This is a genomic window from Blautia sp. MSK18_10 (assembly GCF_020553185.1).
Taxonomy (GTDB): domain Bacteria; phylum Bacillota; class Clostridia; order Lachnospirales; family Lachnospiraceae; genus Blautia_A; species Blautia_A wexlerae.
Genome location: NZ_JAJCGT010000013.1, coordinates 1 through 22,701, shown reverse-complemented (window position 1 = coordinate 22,701; position 22,701 = coordinate 1). Strand labels below are relative to the sequence as shown.

16 protein-coding genes, 1 pseudogene and 1 other annotated feature are annotated in these 22,701 nt (G+C 42.3%); of the genes and pseudogenes, 9 read left to right on the top strand and 8 right to left on the bottom strand.

Annotated elements, in window-relative coordinates; all coding sequences use genetic code 11:
* Positions 1-35: 35 nt before the first annotated feature.
* Positions 36-1,694 (bottom strand): glycoside hydrolase family 13 protein, encoded by a 1,659-nt coding sequence (locus tag LI074_RS07410; protein WP_118592691.1) that lies wholly within the window; start codon positions 1,692-1,694, stop codon positions 36-38.
* 377 nt (positions 1,695-2,071) lie between these two features.
* On the opposite strand from LI074_RS07410, the gene LI074_RS07405 reads away from it, so the two are divergent.
* A complete protein-coding gene (locus LI074_RS07405) occupies positions 2,072-2,974 on the top strand; it encodes a LysR family transcriptional regulator (RefSeq protein WP_022381354.1) in 903 nt (300 codons plus the stop codon).
* An 86-nt stretch (positions 2,975-3,060) separates the two neighbouring features.
* On the opposite strand, the gene LI074_RS07400 is transcribed toward LI074_RS07405, so the two are convergent.
* A complete protein-coding gene (locus LI074_RS07400) occupies positions 3,061-5,436 on the bottom strand; it encodes a phosphoketolase family protein (protein WP_008706824.1) in 2,376 nt (791 codons plus the stop codon).
* Between the two features lie 536 nt (positions 5,437-5,972).
* Between LI074_RS07400 and malQ the strand changes: the two genes are divergently transcribed.
* The 7 genes from malQ (at position 5,973) to LI074_RS18150 (ending at position 13,823) form a co-directional block, all read left to right on the top strand.
* On the top strand, positions 5,973-7,478 hold the full coding sequence (malQ, locus tag LI074_RS07395) for a 4-alpha-glucanotransferase (protein ID WP_020993574.1): 1,506 nt from the start codon (positions 5,973-5,975) through the stop codon (positions 7,476-7,478).
* Between the two features lie 331 nt (positions 7,479-7,809).
* The gene (locus LI074_RS07390) at positions 7,810-8,340 is read left to right on the top strand and encodes a DUF3877 family protein (RefSeq protein WP_055059861.1); all 531 of its coding nucleotides are present in this window, start codon (positions 7,810-7,812) and stop codon (positions 8,338-8,340) included.
* A gap of 252 nt (positions 8,341-8,592) precedes the next feature.
* Positions 8,593-10,011, top strand: a complete 1,419-nt coding sequence (pyk, locus tag LI074_RS07385) for a pyruvate kinase (protein ID WP_118330128.1) — start codon at positions 8,593-8,595, stop codon at positions 10,009-10,011.
* Between the two features lie 168 nt (positions 10,012-10,179).
* Complete coding sequence (locus LI074_RS07380) at positions 10,180-10,866, top strand: DUF6198 family protein (RefSeq protein ID WP_020993573.1); 687 nt, start codon at positions 10,180-10,182, stop codon at positions 10,864-10,866.
* Positions 10,867-11,192: 326 nt separating this feature from the next.
* On the top strand, positions 11,193-11,957 hold the full coding sequence (locus LI074_RS07375; RefSeq protein ID WP_022381359.1) for a tRNA threonylcarbamoyladenosine dehydratase: 765 nt from the start codon (positions 11,193-11,195) through the stop codon (positions 11,955-11,957).
* 340 nt (positions 11,958-12,297) lie between these two features.
* Complete coding sequence (locus LI074_RS07370) at positions 12,298-13,482, top strand: MFS transporter (RefSeq protein ID WP_055153347.1); 1,185 nt, start codon at positions 12,298-12,300, stop codon at positions 13,480-13,482.
* Between the two features lie 188 nt (positions 13,483-13,670).
* The gene (locus tag LI074_RS18150) at positions 13,671-13,823 is read left to right on the top strand and encodes a hypothetical protein (protein ID WP_420314068.1); all 153 of its coding nucleotides are present in this window, start codon (positions 13,671-13,673) and stop codon (positions 13,821-13,823) included.
* A 71-nt stretch (positions 13,824-13,894) separates the two neighbouring features.
* Here LI074_RS18150 and LI074_RS07360 read toward each other — a convergent pair whose 3' ends face one another.
* The 4 genes and pseudogenes from LI074_RS07360 to LI074_RS07345 form a co-directional block, all read right to left on the bottom strand.
* The gene (locus LI074_RS07360; RefSeq protein WP_173698044.1) at positions 13,895-14,860 is read right to left on the bottom strand and encodes a P1 family peptidase; all 966 of its coding nucleotides are present in this window, start codon (positions 14,858-14,860) and stop codon (positions 13,895-13,897) included.
* A 258-nt stretch (positions 14,861-15,118) separates the two neighbouring features.
* Positions 15,119-15,757, bottom strand: coding sequence for an ECF transporter S component (locus LI074_RS07355; RefSeq protein WP_118408713.1), 639 nt, complete (start codon positions 15,755-15,757; stop codon positions 15,119-15,121).
* A gap of 348 nt (positions 15,758-16,105) precedes the next feature.
* A pseudogene (gene ilvN / locus LI074_RS07350) lies at positions 16,106-16,507 on the bottom strand (acetolactate synthase small subunit); the annotation flags it as partial.
* A 159-nt stretch (positions 16,508-16,666) separates the two neighbouring features.
* A complete protein-coding gene (locus tag LI074_RS07345; RefSeq protein ID WP_022381364.1) occupies positions 16,667-17,380 on the bottom strand; it encodes a phosphatase in 714 nt (237 codons plus the stop codon).
* Positions 17,381-18,142: 762 nt separating this feature from the next.
* On the opposite strand from LI074_RS07345, the gene LI074_RS07340 reads away from it, so the two are divergent.
* Positions 18,143-19,399 (top strand): DNA polymerase Y family protein, encoded by a 1,257-nt coding sequence (locus LI074_RS07340; protein ID WP_173698045.1) that lies wholly within the window; start codon positions 18,143-18,145, stop codon positions 19,397-19,399.
* A gap of 68 nt (positions 19,400-19,467) precedes the next feature.
* Here LI074_RS07340 and ilvN (LI074_RS07335) read toward each other — a convergent pair whose 3' ends face one another.
* Positions 19,468-19,977: an acetolactate synthase small subunit gene (gene ilvN / locus LI074_RS07335; RefSeq protein ID WP_022381366.1), complete on the bottom strand. Its 510-nt coding sequence runs from the start codon at positions 19,975-19,977 to the stop codon at positions 19,468-19,470.
* Positions 19,978-19,994: 17 nt separating this feature from the next.
* On the bottom strand, positions 19,995-21,713 hold the full coding sequence (gene ilvB / locus LI074_RS07330) for a biosynthetic-type acetolactate synthase large subunit (RefSeq protein WP_022381367.1): 1,719 nt from the start codon (positions 21,711-21,713) through the stop codon (positions 19,995-19,997).
* Positions 21,714-22,056: 343 nt separating this feature from the next.
* Positions 22,057-22,326: a binding site (T-box leader), on the bottom strand.
* Between the last annotated feature and the right edge of the window lie 375 nt (positions 22,327-22,701).

Here is a 22,701-nt window from a genome sequence, read left to right as displayed (position 1 = left end):
GTTCTGCTTTTTACTGTCTGTATTGATGAAGTTGCTTAATGTAACTGGAATACTACGGTTTCGTAAGGTTTGAGTACAAGTGTTCCAATTCCGTATTCAACTTCATTTTCTCCGTAATTGGAAATGATTACGGGAGTGTTGCACGGTAATTCAATATCTTCAGCGCCATAATGGAATTTCTGCATGGATGCAGAGAAATTATGCACTGCCAGCCATGTCTCGTTCTGCCAGCTTCTGGTGTAGGCAATAATCGGTCCCTCTTCCGGGCAGCAGAGTTTGAAATCTCCATGAGCCATTATCGGGTGTTTTTTGCGTAGTGCGATGAGATTCTGGTAGAATCTGAAAACGGAAGCGTCATCATTCATCTGGCTTTCTGCGTTAATGAGTTTGTAGTTTGGATTGACACCCAGCCACGGAGTATGCTCAGAAAATCCGCCGTTTGGACTGTCGTTCCACTGCATAGGCGTTCTTGCATTATCACGGCTGATACTTCTGGATTCTGCCAGTGCTTCTTCAGGAGAAGTTCCCTGTTCAATCATGGTTTTATAGTAATTGCAGGTATCAATGTCATCGTAATCATCGATAGATGGGAAGGCAACATTGGTCATTCCCAATTCTTCACCCTGGAAAACAAAGGGGGTACCGGGAAGCGTGTGCAGATAACATGCCAGCATTTTGGCAGATTCTGACCAGAATTCTCTGTCATTTCCGTAGAGGGAAACCTGACGCGGTTTGTCGTGATTACTTAAAAATCTTGCCCACCATCCGTCTTTTTTCAGGATTTCATAATCTTTCTTAAGATCACGTTTCATTTTCTCTGGTGACCATGTCTGGATTTCAACAATCGGAGGGACAAATGGAATAGCCATGTTAAATTCTTTGCTTGCTGCGCTGGAATAGTTGATGGCATCCTGTTCATTGTTGATATTAACTTCTCCTACACTCATCAGATTGTCGGGAGTCATTGTTTCTGCAACCATTTCACGGATGTAGCGGTGGGTTCCCTCCAGATTTACACACGCTACAGTACCAATGGGTTCATTCATATCTGCACGTCCGTCCAGTCCTTTGTCAAGATAACTGATGGCATCAATGCGATATCCGTCAACACCTTTCTCATTCCAGAAACGGATAATATCAAAAATTTTCTCTTTAGTTTCCGGATTATCCCAGTTCAGATCCGGCTGTTCTTTAGCAAAGAAATGGAGATAGTATTGTCCACGTTCAGGAATATATTCCCAGGCACTTCCGCCAAATACGGACATCCAGCAGTTGGGTGCGCCTCCGTCCGGTGCAGGATCATGCCAGATATAGTAATCACTGTAAGGATTATTGCGGGATTTCTTTGATTCCCGGAACCATTTATGTTTATCTGAAGAATGGTTCAGGACCAGATCCATGATAATGGCGATACCTCGTTCATGCGCACCGTCGCGGAAAGCATCCCAGTCTTCCATAGTTCCGAATTCTTCCATGATCGCGAAGTAATCAGAAATATCGTAACCGTTATCCACATTCGGAGAAGCATAGACAGGAGACATCCATACTGCATTGATGCCAAGCTCCTTCAGATAATCCAGCTTCTCAATCATTCCCTTCAGATCACCGATTCCATCATTGTTGCCATCTTTAAAACTTCTTGGGTAAATCTGGTAGATCACCAGATCTTTATACCAGTCTTTTTTGTGTTTCATATGTACATCCTTTCGTCTTTTTGCATAAATAAACTCTGAAATTATTATATTGTATTGTGCAAAAAAACGCAATGAAGAAAACGAGATTATTTTTGATAATAGTAACACACGTGTTACTGTTCACATTCCACTATCCCGCGAGGTGTTTTGGCATGAATATGCCAAAATCCCGAGACATACAAGCCAAAATTCCATTGCCGCAGGCAATCTGGAATGAATTTTGGATACGTTACTGTGAACGGAGTGAACAGTAACATAACGAAGTAAACAGTAATACACACTCTGGACATATCAGATTGTACAGAAAAAAGAATTGTGATAGAATAGGCGCGTAAAATATGTTACTGTACATAAGACAATGAAAGACGGAGAACAGAATGAACGCAAATTTTGAATATTATAAAGTTTTTTATTACGTATCAAAATATGAGAATCTGACAAAGGCAGCATCAGTATTAAAGACCAGCCAGCCGGCTGTGACCAGGACGATACATAATCTGGAAAATATATTAGGGTGCAGACTGTTTACCAGAAGCAAAAGTGGCATGAAACTGACTCCTGAGGGAAAGATTTTCTATCAGTATGTAGCAGCAGGCTGTGCTCAGTTTTTCAAAGCCGAGGATAATCTTAATAATCTGATCAGCCTTGAGAACGGGACCATTTATATCAGTGCAACAGAGACAGCATTGCACTGTTATTTGTTCGAGGCAGTCAGAGACTTTAATATTCAATACCCGAATGTGCATTTTAAAATTCTTAATAACAGCACTACAGATTCTGTAAATGCCTTAAAAGAGGGTAAAGTAGATCTTGCAGTTGTATCTGCTTCTTTACAGTTAGCAGAGCCACTGAAAATGAAAGTAGTGCGAAAGTATAGGGAAATTCTGATCGGAGGCAGTCGTTTTGCGGAGCTGAAGGGGAGGAAGACTTCGTTGGAGGAACTTTCAGCCTATCCATGGATCAGCCTGACTTCCGAGGCAATCAGCAGGAGATTTTTGAATGAGTATTTTTCAAAAAATGGACTGCAGTTTTCGCCGGATGTAGAGCTGGCGACTACAGATATGATTCTCCCGGCAGTACGGTATAATATGGGAATCGGATTCCTGCCAGAAGAATTTGCCGGAGATGATCTGGAATCCGGAAAGGTTTTTGAGATAGATGTAAATGAAACACTTCCGGAGAGAAGCATTATTCTGATCCATGATACAGAATATCCTCAAAGTATTGCATCTAAAGCATTCCAGAAGTTTTTGGCAGAACGGAAAGAACAGAACCGCTGAAATAGAAAAGTCATCAGGAAATCCACATGATGTGAATCCTGATGACTTATTATATTTATAAGGAATTTATCATCTGTTAGACGGATTTATTTATGCCACTCCCAGTTTCGAATCTCTTCCAGATCCTGGCCATATTCAGCAATATACTGTTTGTGCTCAACAAGCTTGTCATTCATCTTCTGGATTAAGAAGGAACCTTTGTTTCCAAGCTGTGGAAGATGCATGATGGCATCCTTTACAAGGTTGAAACGGTCGATCTGGTTCTGTACACGCATATCGAATGGTGTAGTAATAGTACCTTCTTCCTGATATCCGTGAACAGAGATATTGTGGTTGTGACGCTCATAAGTAAGCTCATGGATCAGTGTTGGATATCCATGGAATGCAAAGATGACAGGTTTATCTTTTGTGAAGATTGCATCATATTCTGCGTCACTTAAGCCGTGTGGATGTTTGTGGTCAGATTCCAGTTTGAACAGGTCGACAACGTTAACAACACGGATCTTAAGTTCCGGCATTTCATCACGAAGGATAGTAACTGCAGCCATGATCTCAAGTGTAGGTGTATCACCGCAGCAGGCCATAACAACGTCTGGTTCTTCACCACAGTCATTGCTTGCCCACTCCCAGATACCGATACCCTGTGTGCAGTGCTTAACAGCCTGCTCCATGGTCAGCCACTGGCAGCTTGGATGTTTGGAAGCTACAATTGCATTGACATAGTTCTTACTCTTGATGCAGTGATCGAAGCAGGAGAGTAAGCAGTTAGCGTCCGGTGGTAAGTACATACGAACTACGTCTGCTTTCTTATTGGCAATGTGATCCAGGAATCCAGGATCCTGATGAGTAAATCCGTTGTGGTCCTGCTGCCATACGTTGGATGTCAGGATGAAGTTCAGGGATGCGATAGGCTGTCTCCAGGAAAGCTGATTGCAAACTTTCAGCCATTTTGCATGCTGGGCTGCCATGGAGTCAACGATACGGATGAAAGCTTCATAGCTTGCGAAGAAGCCATGACGACCTGTTAACAGGTAACCTTCCAGCCATCCTTCACACATATGCTCACTGAGCATACTGTCCATAATACGTCCGTCTCTTGCGAGGCAGTCATCAGTATCAAGCATTTCTGCGTTCCAGTCACGTTTCTGATATTCAAATACTTTGTACAGACGGTTGGACATGCTTTCATCTGGTCCAAAGATACGGAAGTTCTTGTTTTCTTCATTCAGTTTGAAGATGTCGCGGATGTATCCGCCAAGTTCGATCATATCCTGAGCTTTTGTTTTGCCAGGCTGTACTTCAATACCGTAATCGCGGAAGTCCGGAAGACGAAGATCTTTCAGAAGAAGTCCGCCATTTGCATGTGGGTTGGCACCGAGACGTGCATTTCCCTTAGGAGCCAGTTCAGCCAGTTCCGGGATCAGGCGTCCGTTTTTATCAAACAGTTCCTGAGGACGATAGCTTTCCAGCCACTCCTTCAGAAGTTCAAGATGTTCCGGTTTTTCCATAGTGATCGGAACCTGATGAGCACGGAAAGAACCTTCAATCTGAAGTCCGTCAACAACCTTAGGACCTGTCCATCCCTTAGGAGTACGAAGGATGATCATTGGCCATACCGGACGTTCCGGATTATTGTTCTCACGGGCGTTCTTCTGGATCGCTTTGATTTCTTCGATCACTGTGTCCATTGTTTCAGCCATCTTCTTGTGCATTGTCATTGGGTCGTCACCTTCAACGAAATATGGTTTCCAGCCACAGCCCTTGAAGAAGCATTCAAGTTCTTCATGAGAAAGACGGGAGAAGATAGTCGGGTTGCTGATCTTATATCCATTTAAGTGAAGAATAGGAAGTACAGCACCGTCTGTGATCGGGTTCAGGAATTTGTTGGACTGCCAGGATGTCGCCAGAGGACCAGTCTCAGCTTCACCATCACCTACAACAGTAGTTGCAATCAGATCCGGGTTGTCAAATACAGCTCCGAAAGCATGAGCGATGGAGTAACCAAGCTCGCCACCTTCATTAATGGAACCAGGTGTTTCCGGTGCGCAGTGGCTTGGGACTCCGCATGGGAAGGAGAACTGTTTGAACATTTTCTTCATACCTTCCTCATCCTGGCTGATGTTAGGATAAACTTCGCTGTAAGAACCTTCCAGATAGGTGTTGGCAATCATGAAGTTTCCGCCATGTCCAGGACCGGAAAGCAGGATCATATCAAGGTCATAACGTTTGATGACACGGTTGCAGTGTGCATAAACGAAGTTCTGTCCCGGTACAGTTCCCCAGTGACCAACAATTTTTTTCTTGATCTGATCCATAGTTAATGGCTCTCTCAGAAGCGGATTGTCGAGAAGATAGAGCTGTCCGGCAGACAGATAGTTAGCTGCACGCCAGTAAGCATCGATTTTGTCAAGCATTTCCTGGTTTAAAGGCTGCTTTTCCAGACATAATTTGTTGTCTTCCATTTTCTTACCTCTTTCTTTGTCTTTGATGTGTATAGCTTAAGATGTCGAAGATATCTGTATAAGAAATTTTCTGATGGTAGTTAATGATAAACGTTTCTCAACAGATAAGTTGGAGTGTTACTTTGTTATTTTTTAACCAAACACATCCTATCATATCAGAAATGAAACGTAAAATAGAAATATTGCATTGTAATTATAAGTTTTTGATATGGATAAAAAATAAGCTCCTTCTGATGAAATGCGGAGCAGTTATTCGGTATAGAGCTGCGTAGCGAAGCAGATTGCGAATATCCGCTTGACGACAATGCTCTGAGTGGAAATGATTGGTGTTTAATATGGAAGATGACGAAAAGAACTAAGCAATGATTAGTAATTTTCACGAAAAAATGGATAACATGAAAGTTGTATTGCAATTTGCACAAAAAATAGATATAATAAAAAAAACAATTGCGCATAAGGTATAGAAAAACTGCTTATATGTACACTAGATAAAGTATAGGCGGTAAAAGTGAAGAATGGCGAAGGAGACAAGAATCATGGGAAAAAGAGCAGCAGGAATATTAATGCCGATCAGCAGTCTTCCATCAGACTATGGCATCGGATGTTTTTCCAAAAGTGCATATGAATTTGTAGACTGGTTAAAGGAAGCCGGACAGACTTACTGGCAGATTCTGCCATTGGGACCGACCAGCTATGGAGATTCTCCATATCAGTCTTTCTCTACATTTGCAGGTAATCCATATTTTATTGATCTGGATACACTTGTGGAAGAAGGAGTTCTTGATAAGAAAGACTGCGAGAAAGTTAATTGGGGAAAGAAGCCTGATGAGGTAGATTATGAAAAAATCTACAAAGGCCGTTATCCTCTTCTGAGAAAAGCATACGAGAACAGTGATATCAGCAAGAATCCTGACTATCAGAAATTCGTAGCAGAGAACAGCTGGTGGCTGTCAGATTATGCTCTGTTTATGGCAGTAAAAGACCGTTTCGAAGGTGTAGAATGGACCAAATGGGCTGAGGATATCAGACTCCGCTGGAACAATGCCATGGATTATTATCGTGAAGAACTCTATTTTGATATTGAATTCCAGCAGTATATGCAGTTTAAGTTCTATGAGCAGTGGATGAAACTGAAATCCTATGCAAATTCAAAAGGAATCCAGATCATTGGAGATATTCCGATTTATGTTGCAATGGACAGTGCTGATGCATGGGCGCATCCGGAGCTGTTCCAGCTGGATCAGGATAATGTACCGCTGGCAGTAGCAGGATGCCCTCCGGATGGATTTTCTGCAACCGGTCAGTTATGGGGAAATCCGCTGTATCGCTGGGATTATCACAGAAATACAGGATATCAGTGGTGGATTTCCAGAATGAGTTACTGCTTCAGACTGTATGATGTTGTGCGAATCGATCATTTCCGTGGATTTGATGAATATTTCTCTATTCCATACGGAGATAAAGATGCAAGAGGCGGACACTGGGAAAAAGGTCCCGGAATTGATCTGTTCCGTAAGATCGAACAGGCGCTTGGATGGAAGCAGGTTATCGCAGAGGACTTAGGATATATGACAGATTCTGTACGTCATCTGGTATATGAGAGCGGCTTCCCGGGAATGAAGGTTCTGGAATTTGCGTTTGACTCCAGAGATTCCGGATGTGCCAGTGATTATCTGCCACATAATTATCCGGAGAACTGCGTGGCATATACAGGAACCCATGATAATGAAACTATCGTGGGATGGTGGAAGAGCATCACAGCAGCTGAGAGAAAACTGGCGAGAGATTATCTGTGTGATCATGCAACACCGGAAGAAGAACTGTATAAATGTTTCATCAGTCTGATCATGCGCAGTGCTGCGCGTGTCTGCGTTATCCCAATGCAGGACTATATGGGACTGGACAACAGATTCCGAATGAATAAACCATCTACAGTTGGTACGAACTGGAAGTGGAGAATCAAGAAGAGAGATCTTACAAAGAAACTCCAGAAGGAAATATATGATGTGACACTTCGTTACGGACGTAAGAACTGGGATTAAATACATAATGAAATAATTGGAATAATGACAGCGTTTCGGATATAAATAATATTCGGAACGCTGTTTTTTTAACCGAATCAAGCAGTTATTTGGTTAAAAAAGCAACGAAGTGGTTGGTTTTATCTGTTTTGTTTTATCCAGTCAGAGTTATTTGTCAGAGGGAGAAAAAAAGGACAGTTTCGCAAGCTCTTTATTTTTGTATGAAAAAGAAAACATTGAAATTGTTTTGGCGGGCGTACAATTGAAAAAGAAATGCATTGATTTTCGGGCAATGTCTGATAAAATATTAACCAGAAAAAGCAAAAGGATAGATTTTCAGGAGGGAAAATAAATGAACTATAACAGATTAGAAACCAGTCTGATCGATGTGATCAAAGAGGAACAGGCGAAGCTTGGATATATGAAGGAGAAGATCAGCCTTTATTATCCGCTCAGTTCCCTGAATCATTTCTTTGGCAATGAGACGGATGCTGCAGGCATGATGGAGATTTTAAAAGATTTTCCTTCTTATATAGAAGAGAAATTTGGTGAAGTAGCAGTATCACACAGAGGAGATCGTTTCTGCTTCACTGTTTCGGAAAAAGCTTCCGAATATGTACATAATAATATGAAAGAGAATGAATTTATCAAGGCATTGATCGAACTGGTTGGCAGACATGGATGTACGATAGAGGAAATTAAAGAACTGTTCCATTCTTATTCAGATAAAATCATTACTGAACCAATGGATAACGAGGAGTTTGATGTGATGATCCGCTTTGATGACGGATCAGATCCTTATTATTATTGTTTTAAAGATGAAGGATGCCATATCATTTACCACAGATTTCTGCCGGAAGACTATGCAGATTTTGGATTCTGATAAGAATGAGTGAAAATTTTCCAACTGTCGGATCAGTAAAAATATATGTGATATTTGCAACAAAAGTATGTTATTTTTTTGTCAAATATCAACAAAAATAAGTCGAAATTCTATATTGACAGATAGTCTCAATAATGGTAATTTTTATTTGATTTAATGTTTTCATTTATAGAAACAGGTAACATTTTATTACATTATTTTACAGGAATAAAATAGATAAAATTGAGTTGACAGTTTGGAGGGAAAGATTAAATGAGAAAAACCAAAATTATCTGTACAATGGGACCGTCTACTGATAAGGGCGATGTTATGGAGCAGCTTGTGAGAGAGGGAATGGACGTAGCACGTTTCAACTTCTCACATGGACCTCACGATGAGCAGAGAGGCCGTATCCAGAAACTGAGAGAACTTCGCAAGAAATATGACAGACCTGTTGCAGCACTTCTTGATACAAAGGGACCGGAGATCAGACTTGGATGCTTCAAGGATGGCAAGGTTTCTCTGGAAGAAGGACAGATATTTACATTTACAAATAAAGATATTGAAGGAACTAATGAGTGCGTAAGCATTACTTATAAAGAGCTTTATAAGGATGTGCAGCCGGGCGGACATATTCTGGTTGATGATGGACTTGTAGACCTGGAGGTTCAGGACATCGCAGGAAAGGACATTGTCTGCAAGGTTATTAATGCAGGTGTGATTGGCGACAGGAAGGGTGTCAATGTTCCGGGTGCAAACCTGAAGATGCCATTCATCAGTAAAAAAGACCATGATGATCTTCTCTTCGGTATCCAGGAAGGATTTGATTTCGTTGCAGCATCTTTTACACGTACTGCAAACGATATCCGCGAAGTAAGAAAAATCCTGAAAGAAAACGGTGGTGAAGAGATTCAGATCATTGCAAAGATTGAGAACCAGCAGGGCGTTGACAATATCGACGAGATTATTGAAGCAGCAGATGGCATCATGATCGCCAGAGGTGACATGGGTGTTGAGATCCCGCCGGAATATGTACCTGTTATCCAGCAGAAAATCATCCAGAAAGTTTACACAGCAGGAAAACCGGTTATTACAGCAACACAGATGCTTGACTCCATGATCTCTCATCCGAGACCAACCCGTGCAGAGGCTACAGACGTTGCCAATGCGATTTTCCAGGGAACAAGTGCAACTATGCTTTCAGGAGAAACCGCAGCTGGTAAATATCCGGTACAGGCACTTCAGATGATGAGCCGTATTGCAGAACATATGGAGCAGAATATTGATTACAATACAATCTTTAAGAAAACAGACAGAAATGAGAATCCGGATATCACAAATGCAATCGCACATGCAACCTGTCTGACCGCAATCGACTTGAAGGCCAGTGCAATCCTTGCAGTGACAAAATCCGGAAGTACAGCTCATATGATGTCCAAACACAGACCAGGATGTCTGATCGGTGCATGTACAAGCTCTGAGAGAGTTCTTCGCCAGCTGAATCTATCCTGGGGTGTTTACCCGATGCTGATCAAAGAAGAATACAGTTCTGAGATCCTTTGCCTGAGAGCAATCGAGGCAGCACAGAAGCATAAACTTGTAAAAGTTGGTGACACTATTGTATTTGCCGGTGGTGTACCGCTTGGAATTCCGGGAAGAACAAACCTGATCCGCGTCTGCACGGTTGAGTAAGTCAGGAAAATATCAGTAGTTGAAGTGGGAAACTTGCCTGATTCGATAAAAAATAGTATTTTCAGAAAATATAAGATGTAAAAGACACAGGGGTCTGCCGTCAGAAAAGTATGACAGAAAATATTTTCTGACAGCAGTCCCTTGCTTGTGTTAGAGGAGAGAATTGTTATGAAAACAAATGAGGAAGAAGATTCGAGACATATTTTCAGAGGAGAGCTGGCATTGGTGATAGCAGTCATGATCAACAGTCTTGCTGTTATTCTGATGCTGTATTCTGGTTCAGGAATATCTGCCATATCCAGTGTTCCTTATGCATTTGAAAAAGTATTTCCGGTAATTACACTGGGAACATGGACTTATATTTTTCAGGCACTTCTGATCTTAAGTCTGATGATACTGAGAAAAAAATTTGTACCTGCTTATCTGTGCAGTTTTCTGGTTGGATTTGCATTCAGTGAGCTTTTGGATGTTAATGAGGCATGGATCAATATCCTGCCAAAGACAATTCCACTCAGAGTGTTATATTTTGTGATCAGTTATCTGCTGATCTGTATAGGGATCGCACTTTCTAACAGATGCGGTCTGCCGATTATTCCTACAGATCTGTTTCCTCGTGAACTGTCAGAGATTATAAAGGTGAAATATTCTAAGATCAAGGTTTCTTTTGATGTGATCTGTCTGATGATTACTGCCTGTATGACAGGGCTGATCCTGGGGCATATCAACGGACTGGGAATCGGAACAGTGATGGCGGCATTTACCATGGGAAAAGTAATTGGATTGATTGGTGATGAGATGGATAAGCACTTCCGGTTTGTGAATTTCACTCAGCACTGTTCACTTCATGTACAGTAACAGAGTTTCTTCATTGCAGGATTTTTCTTTCTATGATATACTTGACGCATTATAGAAGTAAAGATATCATAAGAAATCTGTGATGGAAGTATGTTGCAACTCTGGTATCTGAAAATAATATATTAAGGAATAGTGATGCAGATTATGAAACGGTTGCTCATAAAAAACAAAAGAAAGCTCTGGCTTTGGTTTCTGCTCCTTGTTTTTTTGTTTCTGGCATGCAGAGCTGCTTACATTACAGGCAGCAAAGCAGAACAGACCAGAAATAATGAAGTAGAAGAAAGGCAGGCAGATAGTCGGTCAATACCGAATGAAATGGAGATATTATGTTGAATCAATTTTCAAGAACAGAGCTTCTTCTGGGAAAAGAAGCAATGAATAAACTGGAGAACTCCCGCGTGGCAGTGTTTGGAATCGGAGGGGTTGGAGGATATGTATGTGAAGCATTGGTCAGAAGCGGTGTGGGGACCTTTGATCTGATCGATGATGACAAAGTATGCCTGACGAATCTTAACAGACAGATTATTGCCACCAGGAAAACTGTTGGTCAATATAAAACAGAGGTGATGCGGGACAGGATCCTGGACATTAATCCGAAAGCAGATGTGAGAATCCATAACTGTTTTTATCTTCCGGAGAATGCTGCTGATTTCGATTTTAGTGAGTATGATTATGTGGTAGATGCTGTGGACACAGTGACTGCGAAGATTGAACTGATCATGCGTGCAAAGGAGGCAGGGACTCCTGTTATCAGCAGTATGGGTGCCGGAAATAAGCTGGATGCCAGTGCGTTTCGGGTGGCGGATATCTATAAGACGAAGGTGTGTCCGCTGGCGAAGGTTATGCGTAGAGAGCTGAAGAAGCGTGGTGTGAAGAAACTGAAGGTTGTTTATTCAGAGGAACAGCCGATCAGACCAATTGAAGATATGGCGATCAGCTGCAGGTCGCATTGTATTTGTCCTCCAGGTGCTACGCATAAGTGTACGGAGCGCAGAGATATTCCGGGGAGTGTGGCCTTTGTGCCGTCTGTCGTCGGGCTGATTATTGCAGGAGAGGTTATTAAAGACCTGACTGCGGAGTACAGAAGATAAGAAGTGTTTATTTTGAGATGTGTATGGTGTCAGAAATGGTATGGTACACATCTTTTTTTGCGGGAAATATTTTGAATTGGATTGATGGATTACCTGTTAGAGTGTATAGAATTGTTATATGAGAAAAAGTCAAAATAACATAAAAATTTATAGGATTTTCAAAATATAATGAAAGAAAAAAGAAAGAATCTGTGATACACTGTCATTATTGATTGATAGAACTGTGAAGGTGCAGAATTTGGTGAATGAGAATGCCTGAACGATATCAGCGTAATAAATTGTTACTGCTTACTCCGTTCTCAGTAACTAATAAATTTCAGATTGGAGGATATCATATCGAATGAAAACAAATTACAACAGAACAGTGCAGGCCTGTTTTATCGGATATGTAGTGCAGGCCATTGTGAACAATTTCGTTCCTCTGCTGTTTCTGACATTTCAGGGCAGTTATGGGATTTCGCTGCAGAAGATCACACTTCTGGTTACATTTAATTTCGGGATCCAGTTGCTGGTAGATCTGGCATCGATTGGATTTGTGGACAGAATAGGTTATCGTGCATCTATGATCCTGGCACATGCAATGGCGGCTGCAGGTCTGATTTTGCTCACAGTATTGCCGGAGTGCCTGGGAGATCCGTTTGTGGGACTTCTCATTGCAGTTATGATCTATGCCATCGGAGGCGGATTGCTAGAGGTGCTGGTAAGTCCTGTGGTGGAAGCCTGCCCTACAGATAATAAGGAAAAAGCAATGAGTCTCCTTCATTCCTTTTACTGCTGGGGACATGTGGGAGTGGTACTTCTTTCTACATTATTCTTTCGTATTTTCGGGATTGCAAACTGGAAATATATGGCGCTGGTGTGGGCTTTGATTCCCATTGCAAATGGAATCCTTTTTACCAGAGTTCCCATTGCTCCGCTGCTGGATGAGGGTGAAAAGGGGCTGACTATGGGAGAGCTTTTTAAGAAAAAAATCTTCTGGGTTCTGATGTTAATGATGCTCTGTGCAGGAGCCAGTGAGCAGGCGGTAAGCCAGTGGGCTTCTACTCTGGCTGAGAAAAGCTTTGGAATCAATAAAACTATCGGAGATCTGGCAGGTCCCATGGCGTTTGCAATTCTTATGGGAAGCTCAAGGGCATTTTATGGGAAATTTGGAGATAAAATCAATCTGGAACGCTTTATGCAATACAGTGCAGTTCTGTGCATGGTTTCCTATCTGATGATCGCATTTATCCCGGTACCTGCGTTGGGAATCCTTGGATGTGCGGTTTGCGGTCTGTCTGTAGGTATTATGTGGCCAGGAACCTTCAGCATGGCGGCTGCCTCAGTAAAGCGTGGCGGAACAGCCCTGTTTGCCCTCCTTGCCCTTGCTGGAGATGTGGGATGCTCATCCGGACCAACCTATGTGGGGATGATTTCAGGAGCACTGAATGATAATCTGAAACTTGGAATCTTTGCGGCATTGATTTTCCCTGTGTTGATGATAATGGGGATTAAGATGATTGGAAGTCTGCAAAAATATGATTGAGATATATTAAAAAGTATGGAACGATTAATTTTTCATATTGATGTAAACAGCGCATTTCTTTCCTGGGAGTCAGCCAGAAGGGTAAGCCAGGGGCTGCCGGATCTCAGGGATATTCCCTCCTGTGTGGGAGGAAATCCAAAGAAACGGACAGAGTACACACGCTGTTCCCGGACGAAATACCGGAGAAAATGTGGCCACTTCCTGTCCGTAACATGTTATTTCTGGGAAAAGCCTCCGAGCAGAAGCTTCTGAATCAGGGAATCCGTACTATTGGTGATCTGGCAAGGGAACGGGAAGCAAATGTACAGCTCTGGCTTGGAGAAAAACCAGAGCACAGATGAAAAATGAAGACAGACAGGAAGAATAAAAGCGCAGAGATGATACTTTTTCTCTGCGCTTTTATAGCGGACTGTTATACATATTTCAGAAATTCTTCATCCTGGATCTGGGAAGTATGGATGGCATTTTGGATAGCCTGAGCCATGACTTCTGCGGCGAGAGTTCCTGCCATATTGATATCTACAGAAACATCGCCAATGCTGGCAGCATAGATGGAATCGCCGTCAGCCATAGTTGCTACAGGATTGATGCATCTGGCATAGGCACAGCGGGTCATAGAGGCAATTTTATTCAGTTCAGCCTTTGAAAATGCCCCATTGGTGATCACAGCTCCGATGGTGGTATTGCCGGTAAACTGGTCATGAGGTGTCATAAAGCGGTATAATTCGTGGACACTGTCCAGAAACCCGCTTCTGTCAGGCGTTTTCAGCCCTGCAATTTTCTGACCATTTTGTGGACTAAAGATATCTCCCAGTGCATTGACAACGACAATTGCAGCCATCTGGAAATTTTTCACAGATACAGCGGCAATACCAAGACCTGACTTCATGGACTGTTTCATACCGTAAAGTTTTCCCACAGTTGCACCGGTACCTGCACCGATATTTCCGGTTCTGGTATCTGTTCCTGCAAATGCCCGACGGCAGGCTTCTTCGCCCATTTTTGCAGTTGGACGTATTTTAGGATTTCCGTAAGAGAGGTCATAGATACAGGACTGGCATACAAGAGGAACCAGGGCTGCACCGGTGTTATAACCGATATTTTGTGATTCAAGATAGTTCATTACACCGTCAGCAGCAGCCAGTCCATAGGCAGAACCTCCGGACAAGACAATAGCATTGATGGGATTGTCGGCAGTGACAGGAGAGGTGAGAGGAGTTTCTCTGGAAGCAGGGCCGCCTCCGCTTATATCGCAGCCTGCTTTTGCTCCATTTGGAAAATAAAGAACAGTTACACCGGTCTTCGCATCATGGTCAGAAGTATGACCGATGCGTAAATTTGAAAGCTCTGTAATAGAAATCTCTTTTAATAATGACATAAAAATCTCCTTTATTATGTGATAGCAATTCTATGAAATACTGAGAGCAATCCAGCCTATCAGAATGTGAAGTACTGCGTCAGATATTTTCCTTGTCTTTCGCACTCTGCTGAACTGTCTTGATTGCATTATTTTGTGAGATTGCTATAGATATTAATTGAATCAGGTAGGATTCCTGTTTTAAATGTGCCAGATAAAAAAACCTGACTACGGTGACAATGTAGTCAGGTTTTTTGGAAAAGGCTGTTCTTTTAAAGATTATGCACGTTTCAGTGCCACAGAAAGTGCCTTGGAAACGATACTTCCCACTACAAAGCAGAAGCCCGCTTCGATCAGTCCCTGAACGCCCACAAAAGCAGCAACGAAGACAACAGGATTGCTTACTCCAAGACTGGAAACAATACCCTGAATGTAATCTGTGTTGTAGAAGAAGAGACATAAAAAGCCCATGAAGAAGAAAGTATTCAGTAACGGGCATGCCAGTGAAGCAACGTAATAGGAAAATTTCTTCGCCGGTGATTTATATAATGCTGCGAAAATAAGTCCTGTGATCCATCCTTCCAGCACACGTGCCACGATACATACAATAAAAGTGCCAAATGGATTAATGTTAAAAAGTGCGGCAGCGAAAGCTGAACTTCCTGTGACAGCCATATAGAAGCTGGTTGCACCGAAAGCAAGTCCGCATACAGCACCACCTTTCGGTCCGAGGATGATAGCTCCTACAGCTACCGGGATGGTGAGAAGAGTGATGGATAAGCCGGGAGTACGAAGGTAGCCCAGCGGGGTAAAGGACATGAGCAGAATAATGGCGATCATCATAGCCAACTCTACCATGTAAAGAGTGCTGCTTCTTTTTGCTGCAGCCGTTGTTGTAGTGGTTGTTGTTGTGTTCATATGAATTCTCCTTTTGGTCTGATAAAACGGCGCAATGCGTCCCCTGCTTTTCAGACAGTTTAGAGTATGGGGATCAGGCGTTATGAAAAATATGCATCAGAACAAAAGAAAAATTTCCGGTGTGTAGACGCCTTACAGGTCGCCTCACGAATTTAACCAGACTGTGAAGTGGATGACTTTATCCACCAGACTGTCAGATGTGGAAAACAGATGCATTTTCTTTCGAATAACGCTCCCGTAAACCATAACACATTTGATTAAAAACTGCAATATTTTATAGTATGTTTGAAAATAAATACAGGATATAGAGGTGTTTCTATATCCTGTAAAAAATATTGATTATGAGATTTAGCGTTCCATCATGCTGATGGATTCAATTCCTACGTTTCCACCATGTACCACTTCAATTCTGTGGAATTCTTCCTTGATCAGTTTGACAACTGCATCATTCTTGGTGGCTGTCTGGACAAATTCCAGAAGCAGGCTGTCTTTGCCGTAGTCAATGACTTTTGCCTGGAAGGTTTCTGCAATCTGAAACAGTTCTGCTTTATCTTCCCTGGAGCAGTTGAAAACCTTGATGTAGAGAATTTCTTTCATTCTGACAAATACATCTGTGAAGTCGATTACCTTGATAACCTCGATCATGCGGTTTAACTATTTTTTGATCTGTTCAAAGGTTTCATCATCGCTGACTGTTGCGATAGTCATTCGGGATACTGTAGGATCCTCGGTGGTTCCTACAGTAAGACTGATCTATCACGAGATATGTAAATGGTTAAGTGAGTTTTGTTAATTAAAATGTACTAAAATGTCGTCTTTTTTGACAAGAAATTATAGAAAATAAACAAAATAACACAATGCAAAAAACAATGCATAAAATAAAAGAATGTCCCTTTGAGGAACATTCTTTTAACGTGTCTGAAGGAAAACTTTTAATTTGGGAAGCTGGTTGTTAAGGATAAGAGTTTCCGGAAACATGAGCTGGTGAACGAATTCTTCGGCATAGGTGAAATCTCCAACATGTTCTTTTCCGTGGCTGTCGCTGGACAAAATAACAGGAAGCTGATATTTCTGACAGAGATACAGGATTCTGGCTGCATTGGCTCTTGTGTCTCCCCGATATCCTCCGGGTGCGAGGGAAGCTTCGTTTATTTCAAAAATAACATTTTCCCGTAAAGCTGCTCTTGCCAGCGTTTCATAATCTACAGGGAAATGTGTATCGTCGCAGTGGCCGAGTATTTTTACAGCAGGATGTTTTATTGCATTGATGTAAGCTTCTGTATTCTGAGATACAGAGCCTGAACGGTAGTTCTGCCGATGCATACTGATGATAGCGTAATCCAGGTTGTTCAGCAGTTCATCTGACAGATCTGTATGTCCTGCACTGTCCAGGATGTTTAGTTCAACTCCGTAAAGAATATCTATGCCGAATCTTTTTCTGGGATAAAAAGGAAGGCTTCTGAAATAAGAAGAAGTTCCGGAAGCCAGAGTTCCCGGGCCGTGGTCAGAAATCCCAAGGAGTTTCAGTCCTTTTTTGCTGGCTGCTTTTGCCATGTCAGAGATGGTACAGGTGGTTCCGTGACCGCTGGCGATAGAATGTGTGTGGATGTCAGAAAGATACATTGTTTGTCTCCTTTCCAGAGCGGTTTCTATATATGATAAGAGCCTTACGGAAGATGCAAAGCTGCTGTTTGATGGTACATTCGTTATATTCAAGTATGACAGATGAGGATTTAAATGTCAATGAGGAAACAAAATAAAAACAACTGAAATACAACAAAAATCAAATAAAAAGCAACACAAATAAACGGCTGATACATGTTAAATTATGTTGACTTCGGGAAAATGAGAAGGTATAATGGAACTATATGAAAACATGGGGGCTTATTGCTGATCAATGACAGCGATGGCACTGTTTGCTTATGTGTAGACAGTTACTTCATGAGAAAGGAGTAACATGGAAAAATTTCAAACATCAGACATTCCCGGAATTCTCTTATGAATGGCTGGAGGCTGAACTGGATACTGGTATGATTCCACAAATATGGACAGCGAAGAAATTGCTCCTAACCTTTATGACTAATCGATAAGTATATATCGAGAGGAAATGAATCCTCAGAATTAAGTAAAAAAAGTTACCGGGAACAATGTGACCGGTAGCGAAATACAGACGCCGCACTGCCGTATGGCAAGTGCGGCGTTGTTGTTCAAAACTCTGATAGCAGAGTGAAATCAAACAAATATAAATACAGTAACAGCTCAGACAAGATGATGCAAATAAAGACACTTTTTTGGACAAACGAGGTTCTTACCCTGGAGAGCAGATCAGGGTAAAATGAAATCATCAGATATGAAGAGCGCAATTCATATATTGGAGGAAGAACAGTGAAAAGTACGGAACGGTTAATTTTTCATATTGATGTAAACAGTGCATTTCTTTCCTGGGAATCAGCCAGAAGGGTGAGCCAGGGGTTGCCGGATCTCAGAGAAATTCCTTCCTGTGTAGGAGGAAATCCAAAGAAACGGACAGGTATCGTGGTTGCCAAATCTATCCCTGCAAAAAAATACGGGATCCAGACCGGCGAGCCAGTAGCTATGGCTCTTCGGAAATGTCCCAATTTGGTGATCGTTCCCAGTGATTTTGAATTATACGATAAATGTTCCCGGGCATTTAAAGCAATCTGTGCTTCCTTTGCACCTGTGATGGAATCTTTTTCCATTGATGAGGTATTTCTGGATATGACAGGTACTTCTCTGATCTATCCTGACCCTGTAGCTGCTGCTCATGAGCTGAAAGACAAGATTCACAGAGAGCTGGGATTCACAGTAAATGTGGGAATTTCTACCAATAAGCTTTTGGCAAAGATGGCATCAGATTTTCAGAAGCCGGACAGAGTACACACTTTGTTCCCGGATGAAATTCCAGAGAAAATGTGGCCTCTTCCTATCCGTAATCTGCTGTTTCTGGGAAAAGCTTCCGAGCAGAAGCTTCTGAATCAGGGGATCCGTACCATCGGTGATCTGGCAAGAGAAAGAGCATCCAATGTGCAGTACTGGCTTGGGGAAAAAACGGGACATCAGCTATGGCAATATGCCAGAGGTATTGATGATTCCCCTGTAAAAGCAGTGCCTGATGAGGCAAAAGGTTTCAGTGTGGAAACTACTTTTAACGATGATATTACTTCCATAGAGCAGGTGTTTCCCATACTTTTGGAGCAGTGTGATGTTCTGGCAACCAGAATGCGCAGAAAAGATAAGAAATGCAACTGTATTTCCGTGACTTTTCGTACTTTGGATTTCAGAAACCGTTCACACCAGACAAAGCTGGAAAATGCTACAGATCTTACAGATGAAATTTATATAAATGCTACAAGACTTTTTAAAGAATTCTGGAAAGGACAGCCGCTACGTCTGATTGGTGTGGCACTGACAGGCCTTACAGATGGCACTTATGAACAGATGTCTCTGTTTGAAGATACGGAAAATAAAGAACGCCGCAGAAAGCTGGATGCAGCTATGGATGAGATCCGGATGAAATTTGGAAATGATAAGATCACCCGTGCCAGTATTATGAACAGCAATACACGGATTGGGCGAAAAGCGAAAGCACAGATGAAAAACGAAAAGACAGAAGAACCGTAAGTAAAGGGAGGACTGAGCATTAAGAATAATGCGACAATCCTCCCTTTATAAAAATTTCAGAAAAAGTTTTATCGTTCCATCATACTGATAGATTCGATTCCTACACTTCCTCCACGTACCACTTCAATTCTGTGAAATTCTTCCTTGATCAGTTTCACTACTGCGTCATTCTTGGTTGCTGTCTGGACAAATTCCAGGAGCAGGCTGTCTTTGCCATAGTCAATGACCTTTGCCTTGAAGGTTTCGGCAATCTGAAACAGTTCAACCTTATCTTCTTTGGAACAGTTAAAAACCTTAATATACAGAATCTCTTTCATGCGGACAAATACGTCTGTGAAATCAATAACCTTAATAACCTCGATCATACGGTTCAACTGTTTTTTGATCTGCTCAAAAGTTTCATCATCACTGACTGTTGCGATAGTCATTCGAGATACTGTGGGGTCCTCGGTAGTTCCTACAGTAAGACTGTCCAGATTGTAGCTTTTTCCGGAGAAAAGTCCGGAGATTTTGGACAGAACACCTACCTGGTTCTCAACATAGAGAGAAATCCATCTTTTTTTCATTCCTTTATCCATAATAATTTTCCTCCTGATCAACAGTCCATAATCATATCTTCCAGAGTTCCGCCTGGTTTGATCATAGGATAAACCATTTCCTCAGGGTCAATGATGAATTCAATTACTGTAGGTGCCTTTGTGTTCTTTTTTGCTTCCTCGAAGGCTGCTGCAATTTCCTCTTTCTTTGTGACACGGATTCCTTTTGCCCTGTAGCTCTCTGCAAGTCTGATGAAATCCGGTGTGTACTGTGGATATTCCATGCCTTCAGTGCGGCGGGAAAGTGCTCCTGCGCGCAGATTGGTCATAGCATAGCGTTTGCCGTAGAAAAGCTTCTGCCACTGGCGTACCATTCCAAGGTATTCATTGTTAAAGATGCACAGGATAACAGGAAGTTCTTCCAGAACTGCAGTTGCAAGCTCCTGAATGTTCATCTGCACACCGCCGTCACCGGAGATAACGATGACAGGTCTGTCGGGATTTCCGATTTTGGCTCCGATGCCGCCTGGAAGACCATAGCCCATTGTTCCCAGACCACCGGACATGATCATCTGTTTGCCCTCTGTGATTTCCGCATACTGGGAGACAAGCATCTGATGCTGTCCTACATCTGTTACGATAATACTGTTCTCAAACTGTTCGTTGATCTCTTTCAGGATATCCATCGGACTTAAAAGATCATTTGGACGCATTTTAAGCGGATGCTCTTCTTTCCAGTTTTTGATCAGGTTAAGCCACTTGTCCGTTGAACATTCCTGGACGTATTCGTTCATTTTGGTGATAGCCTCTTTTGCATCAGCAACAATGGGGATATCCACCTGAATGTTTCGGGAAATGGATGCTGTATCAATATCAATGTGGATAATCTGGGCATGTGGTGCAAATTCATGAAGTTTTCCGGTGATTCTGTCATTGAATCTGGTTCCGATGGAGAACAGCACATCGCAGTTGCTGACTGCCATATTTGCTGCATAGGCACCATGCATGCCAAGGTTTCCGATATAGAGCGGATGGTCTGTGGGGATAGAGCCTTTTCCCATTACGGTTGTGACAACCGGTACTTTTGTCTTTTCCACTACTTCCCGGAAAATTTCATGGGCGCGGGAGATTACTACACCGCCGCCTGCCAGGAATAAGGGACGTTTTGCTTTATTTAAAAGTTTGATGGCACGTTTGAGCTGGCCGATGTGGACATCTGTGTTTGGTTTGTAACCGCGGATGTTGACATTTTTAGGATATTCTGCGCTGCCAAGTTCTGCCATGACGTCCTTTGGAAGGTCGATGAGGACAGGTCCCGGACGGCCGGTGCGGGCAATGTAGAAGGCTTCCTTGATGATACGTCCCAAGTCTTCACGTCTGCGGACAGTAACGCCGTATTTGGTGATGCTTCTGGTGATTCCTACGATGTCTACTTCCTGAAATGCATCGTTGCCGATGAGGTGGCGGGCTACCTGGCCGGTGAAGCATACAAGAGGTACGCTGTCATAGTTGGCGGTTGCAAGTCCTGTTACAAGGTTGGTTGCTCCGGGACCGCTGGTTACCAGACATACGCCGACTTTGCCGGTGGTTCTGGCGTAGGCGTCGGCTTCGTGTACAAGGGCTTGTTCGTGACGGGGGAGGATGATTTTGACGTCGTCCTGTTTATAGAGTTCGTCACTGATGTCGATGGTACAGGCTCCGGGGTAGCCGAAGAGGTATTCTACGCCTTCTTCTTTTAAGGCTTTGACTAAGAGTTTGTTGCCGGATATTTGTTTCATATTTTGGTAAACCTCCTTTGTGTATGTGTATAGGACGCTCAGAAATTTATTTGTTTGGTGTGCGGTTTCGGAGCCTAGTAGATCTAAGTGTCTGAAAATCTGCTAAAAGCGTTCAGAAAAATCTCAAACTCGCTGCGCTCAGACAGTGAGATTTTTCTGAACAACGCAGATTTCTAGGCACTAAGATCTACACGACTCCTGCAAATGCACACCAAACAAATAAATTTCTGAGCTGTGTATTGGCTGATACAGGGGCAGAATGGCGCTGCGCTGATTCTGCTGAGAACGCTGTAAAGCAGCTCCCACAATTCTGAATATAGTAAAAAACGCCCTGGGCTTGTTTGCCCAGGGCGAAAATGTTTCCGCGGTACCACCTGTATTCAGAGTCTGGCTCTGCACTTTGTCAGTACTGATATACTGTGTTCCTGTAACGTGGAACTGACGTTGAAGCCTACTTGGCATGTCTGTCCGGGTCTATGAATCATCTGACTGGATATGCGGTTTGGTTCACTGCTCGGGGGCTACTTCCACAATTCGTTCACAAAAGCTCGCACCGACCGCTTTCTCTCTGTGCTTCCCGGGGTTGTGTACTCCTCCCTGTCATGGCATTTGGCTGATATAGGGATATTCATTGTCCGAATAGGGTGGACAAATGTTTTCTTGGGTTACATTATACATTTATAGAGAGGAAATTGTCAACCGGGTTTTGGATAATTGCTGTAAAATTTATGTTCCTGAATGAATTTTGGCTACGTTACTGAGAACGGAGTGAACAGTAATGTAATTGACAGATTTCTATATTGCTGATATAAAAAATAAATAATACAGCTGTTTGGAAGGTTATTAACAGTTAAATATAAATTATAAAATCATATAAGCACATGTTGAGTTTTGCAAGATATTAGAGTAGAATATTATTGAAAGGAGTTGATTCTTTGAGTAAATATTATTCTATACATGAATTTTCAAAAATTATAGGCGTATCTGC

Bases quoted from the DNA above. Each gene is read 5' to 3' on its own strand.
- LI074_RS07405 (WP_022381354.1), top strand. From the start codon at position 2,072: ATGAACGCAAATTTTGAATATTATAAAGTTTTTTATTACGTATCAAAA.
- malQ (WP_020993574.1), top strand. From the start codon at position 5,973: ATGGGAAAAAGAGCAGCAGGAATATTAATGCCGATCAGCAGTCTTCCA.
- LI074_RS18150 (WP_420314068.1), top strand. From the start codon at position 13,671: ATGTGGCCACTTCCTGTCCGTAACATGTTATTTCTGGGAAAAGCCTCC.
- LI074_RS07360 (WP_173698044.1), bottom strand. From the start codon at position 14,860: ATGTCATTATTAAAAGAGATTTCTATTACAGAGCTTTCAAATTTACGC.
- LI074_RS07370 (WP_055153347.1), top strand. From the start codon at position 12,298: ATGAAAACAAATTACAACAGAACAGTGCAGGCCTGTTTTATCGGATAT.
- LI074_RS07400 (WP_008706824.1), bottom strand. From the start codon at position 5,436: ATGGAAGACAACAAATTATGTCTGGAAAAGCAGCCTTTAAACCAGGAA.
- LI074_RS07390 (WP_055059861.1), top strand. From the start codon at position 7,810: ATGAACTATAACAGATTAGAAACCAGTCTGATCGATGTGATCAAAGAG.
- pyk (WP_118330128.1), top strand. From the start codon at position 8,593: ATGAGAAAAACCAAAATTATCTGTACAATGGGACCGTCTACTGATAAG.
- ilvN (WP_022381366.1), bottom strand. From the start codon at position 19,977: ATGGATAAAGGAATGAAAAAAAGATGGATTTCTCTCTATGTTGAGAAC.
- LI074_RS07410 (WP_118592691.1), bottom strand. From the start codon at position 1,694: ATGAAACACAAAAAAGACTGGTATAAAGATCTGGTGATCTACCAGATT.
- LI074_RS07355 (WP_118408713.1), bottom strand. From the start codon at position 15,757: ATGAACACAACAACAACCACTACAACAACGGCTGCAGCAAAAAGAAGC.
- LI074_RS07380 (WP_020993573.1), top strand. From the start codon at position 10,180: ATGAAAACAAATGAGGAAGAAGATTCGAGACATATTTTCAGAGGAGAG.
- LI074_RS07345 (WP_022381364.1), bottom strand. From the start codon at position 17,380: ATGTATCTTTCTGACATCCACACACATTCTATCGCCAGCGGTCACGGA.
- LI074_RS07375 (WP_022381359.1), top strand. From the start codon at position 11,193: ATGTTGAATCAATTTTCAAGAACAGAGCTTCTTCTGGGAAAAGAAGCA.
- ilvB (WP_022381367.1), bottom strand. From the start codon at position 21,713: ATGAAACAAATATCCGGCAACAAACTCTTAGTCAAAGCCTTAAAAGAA.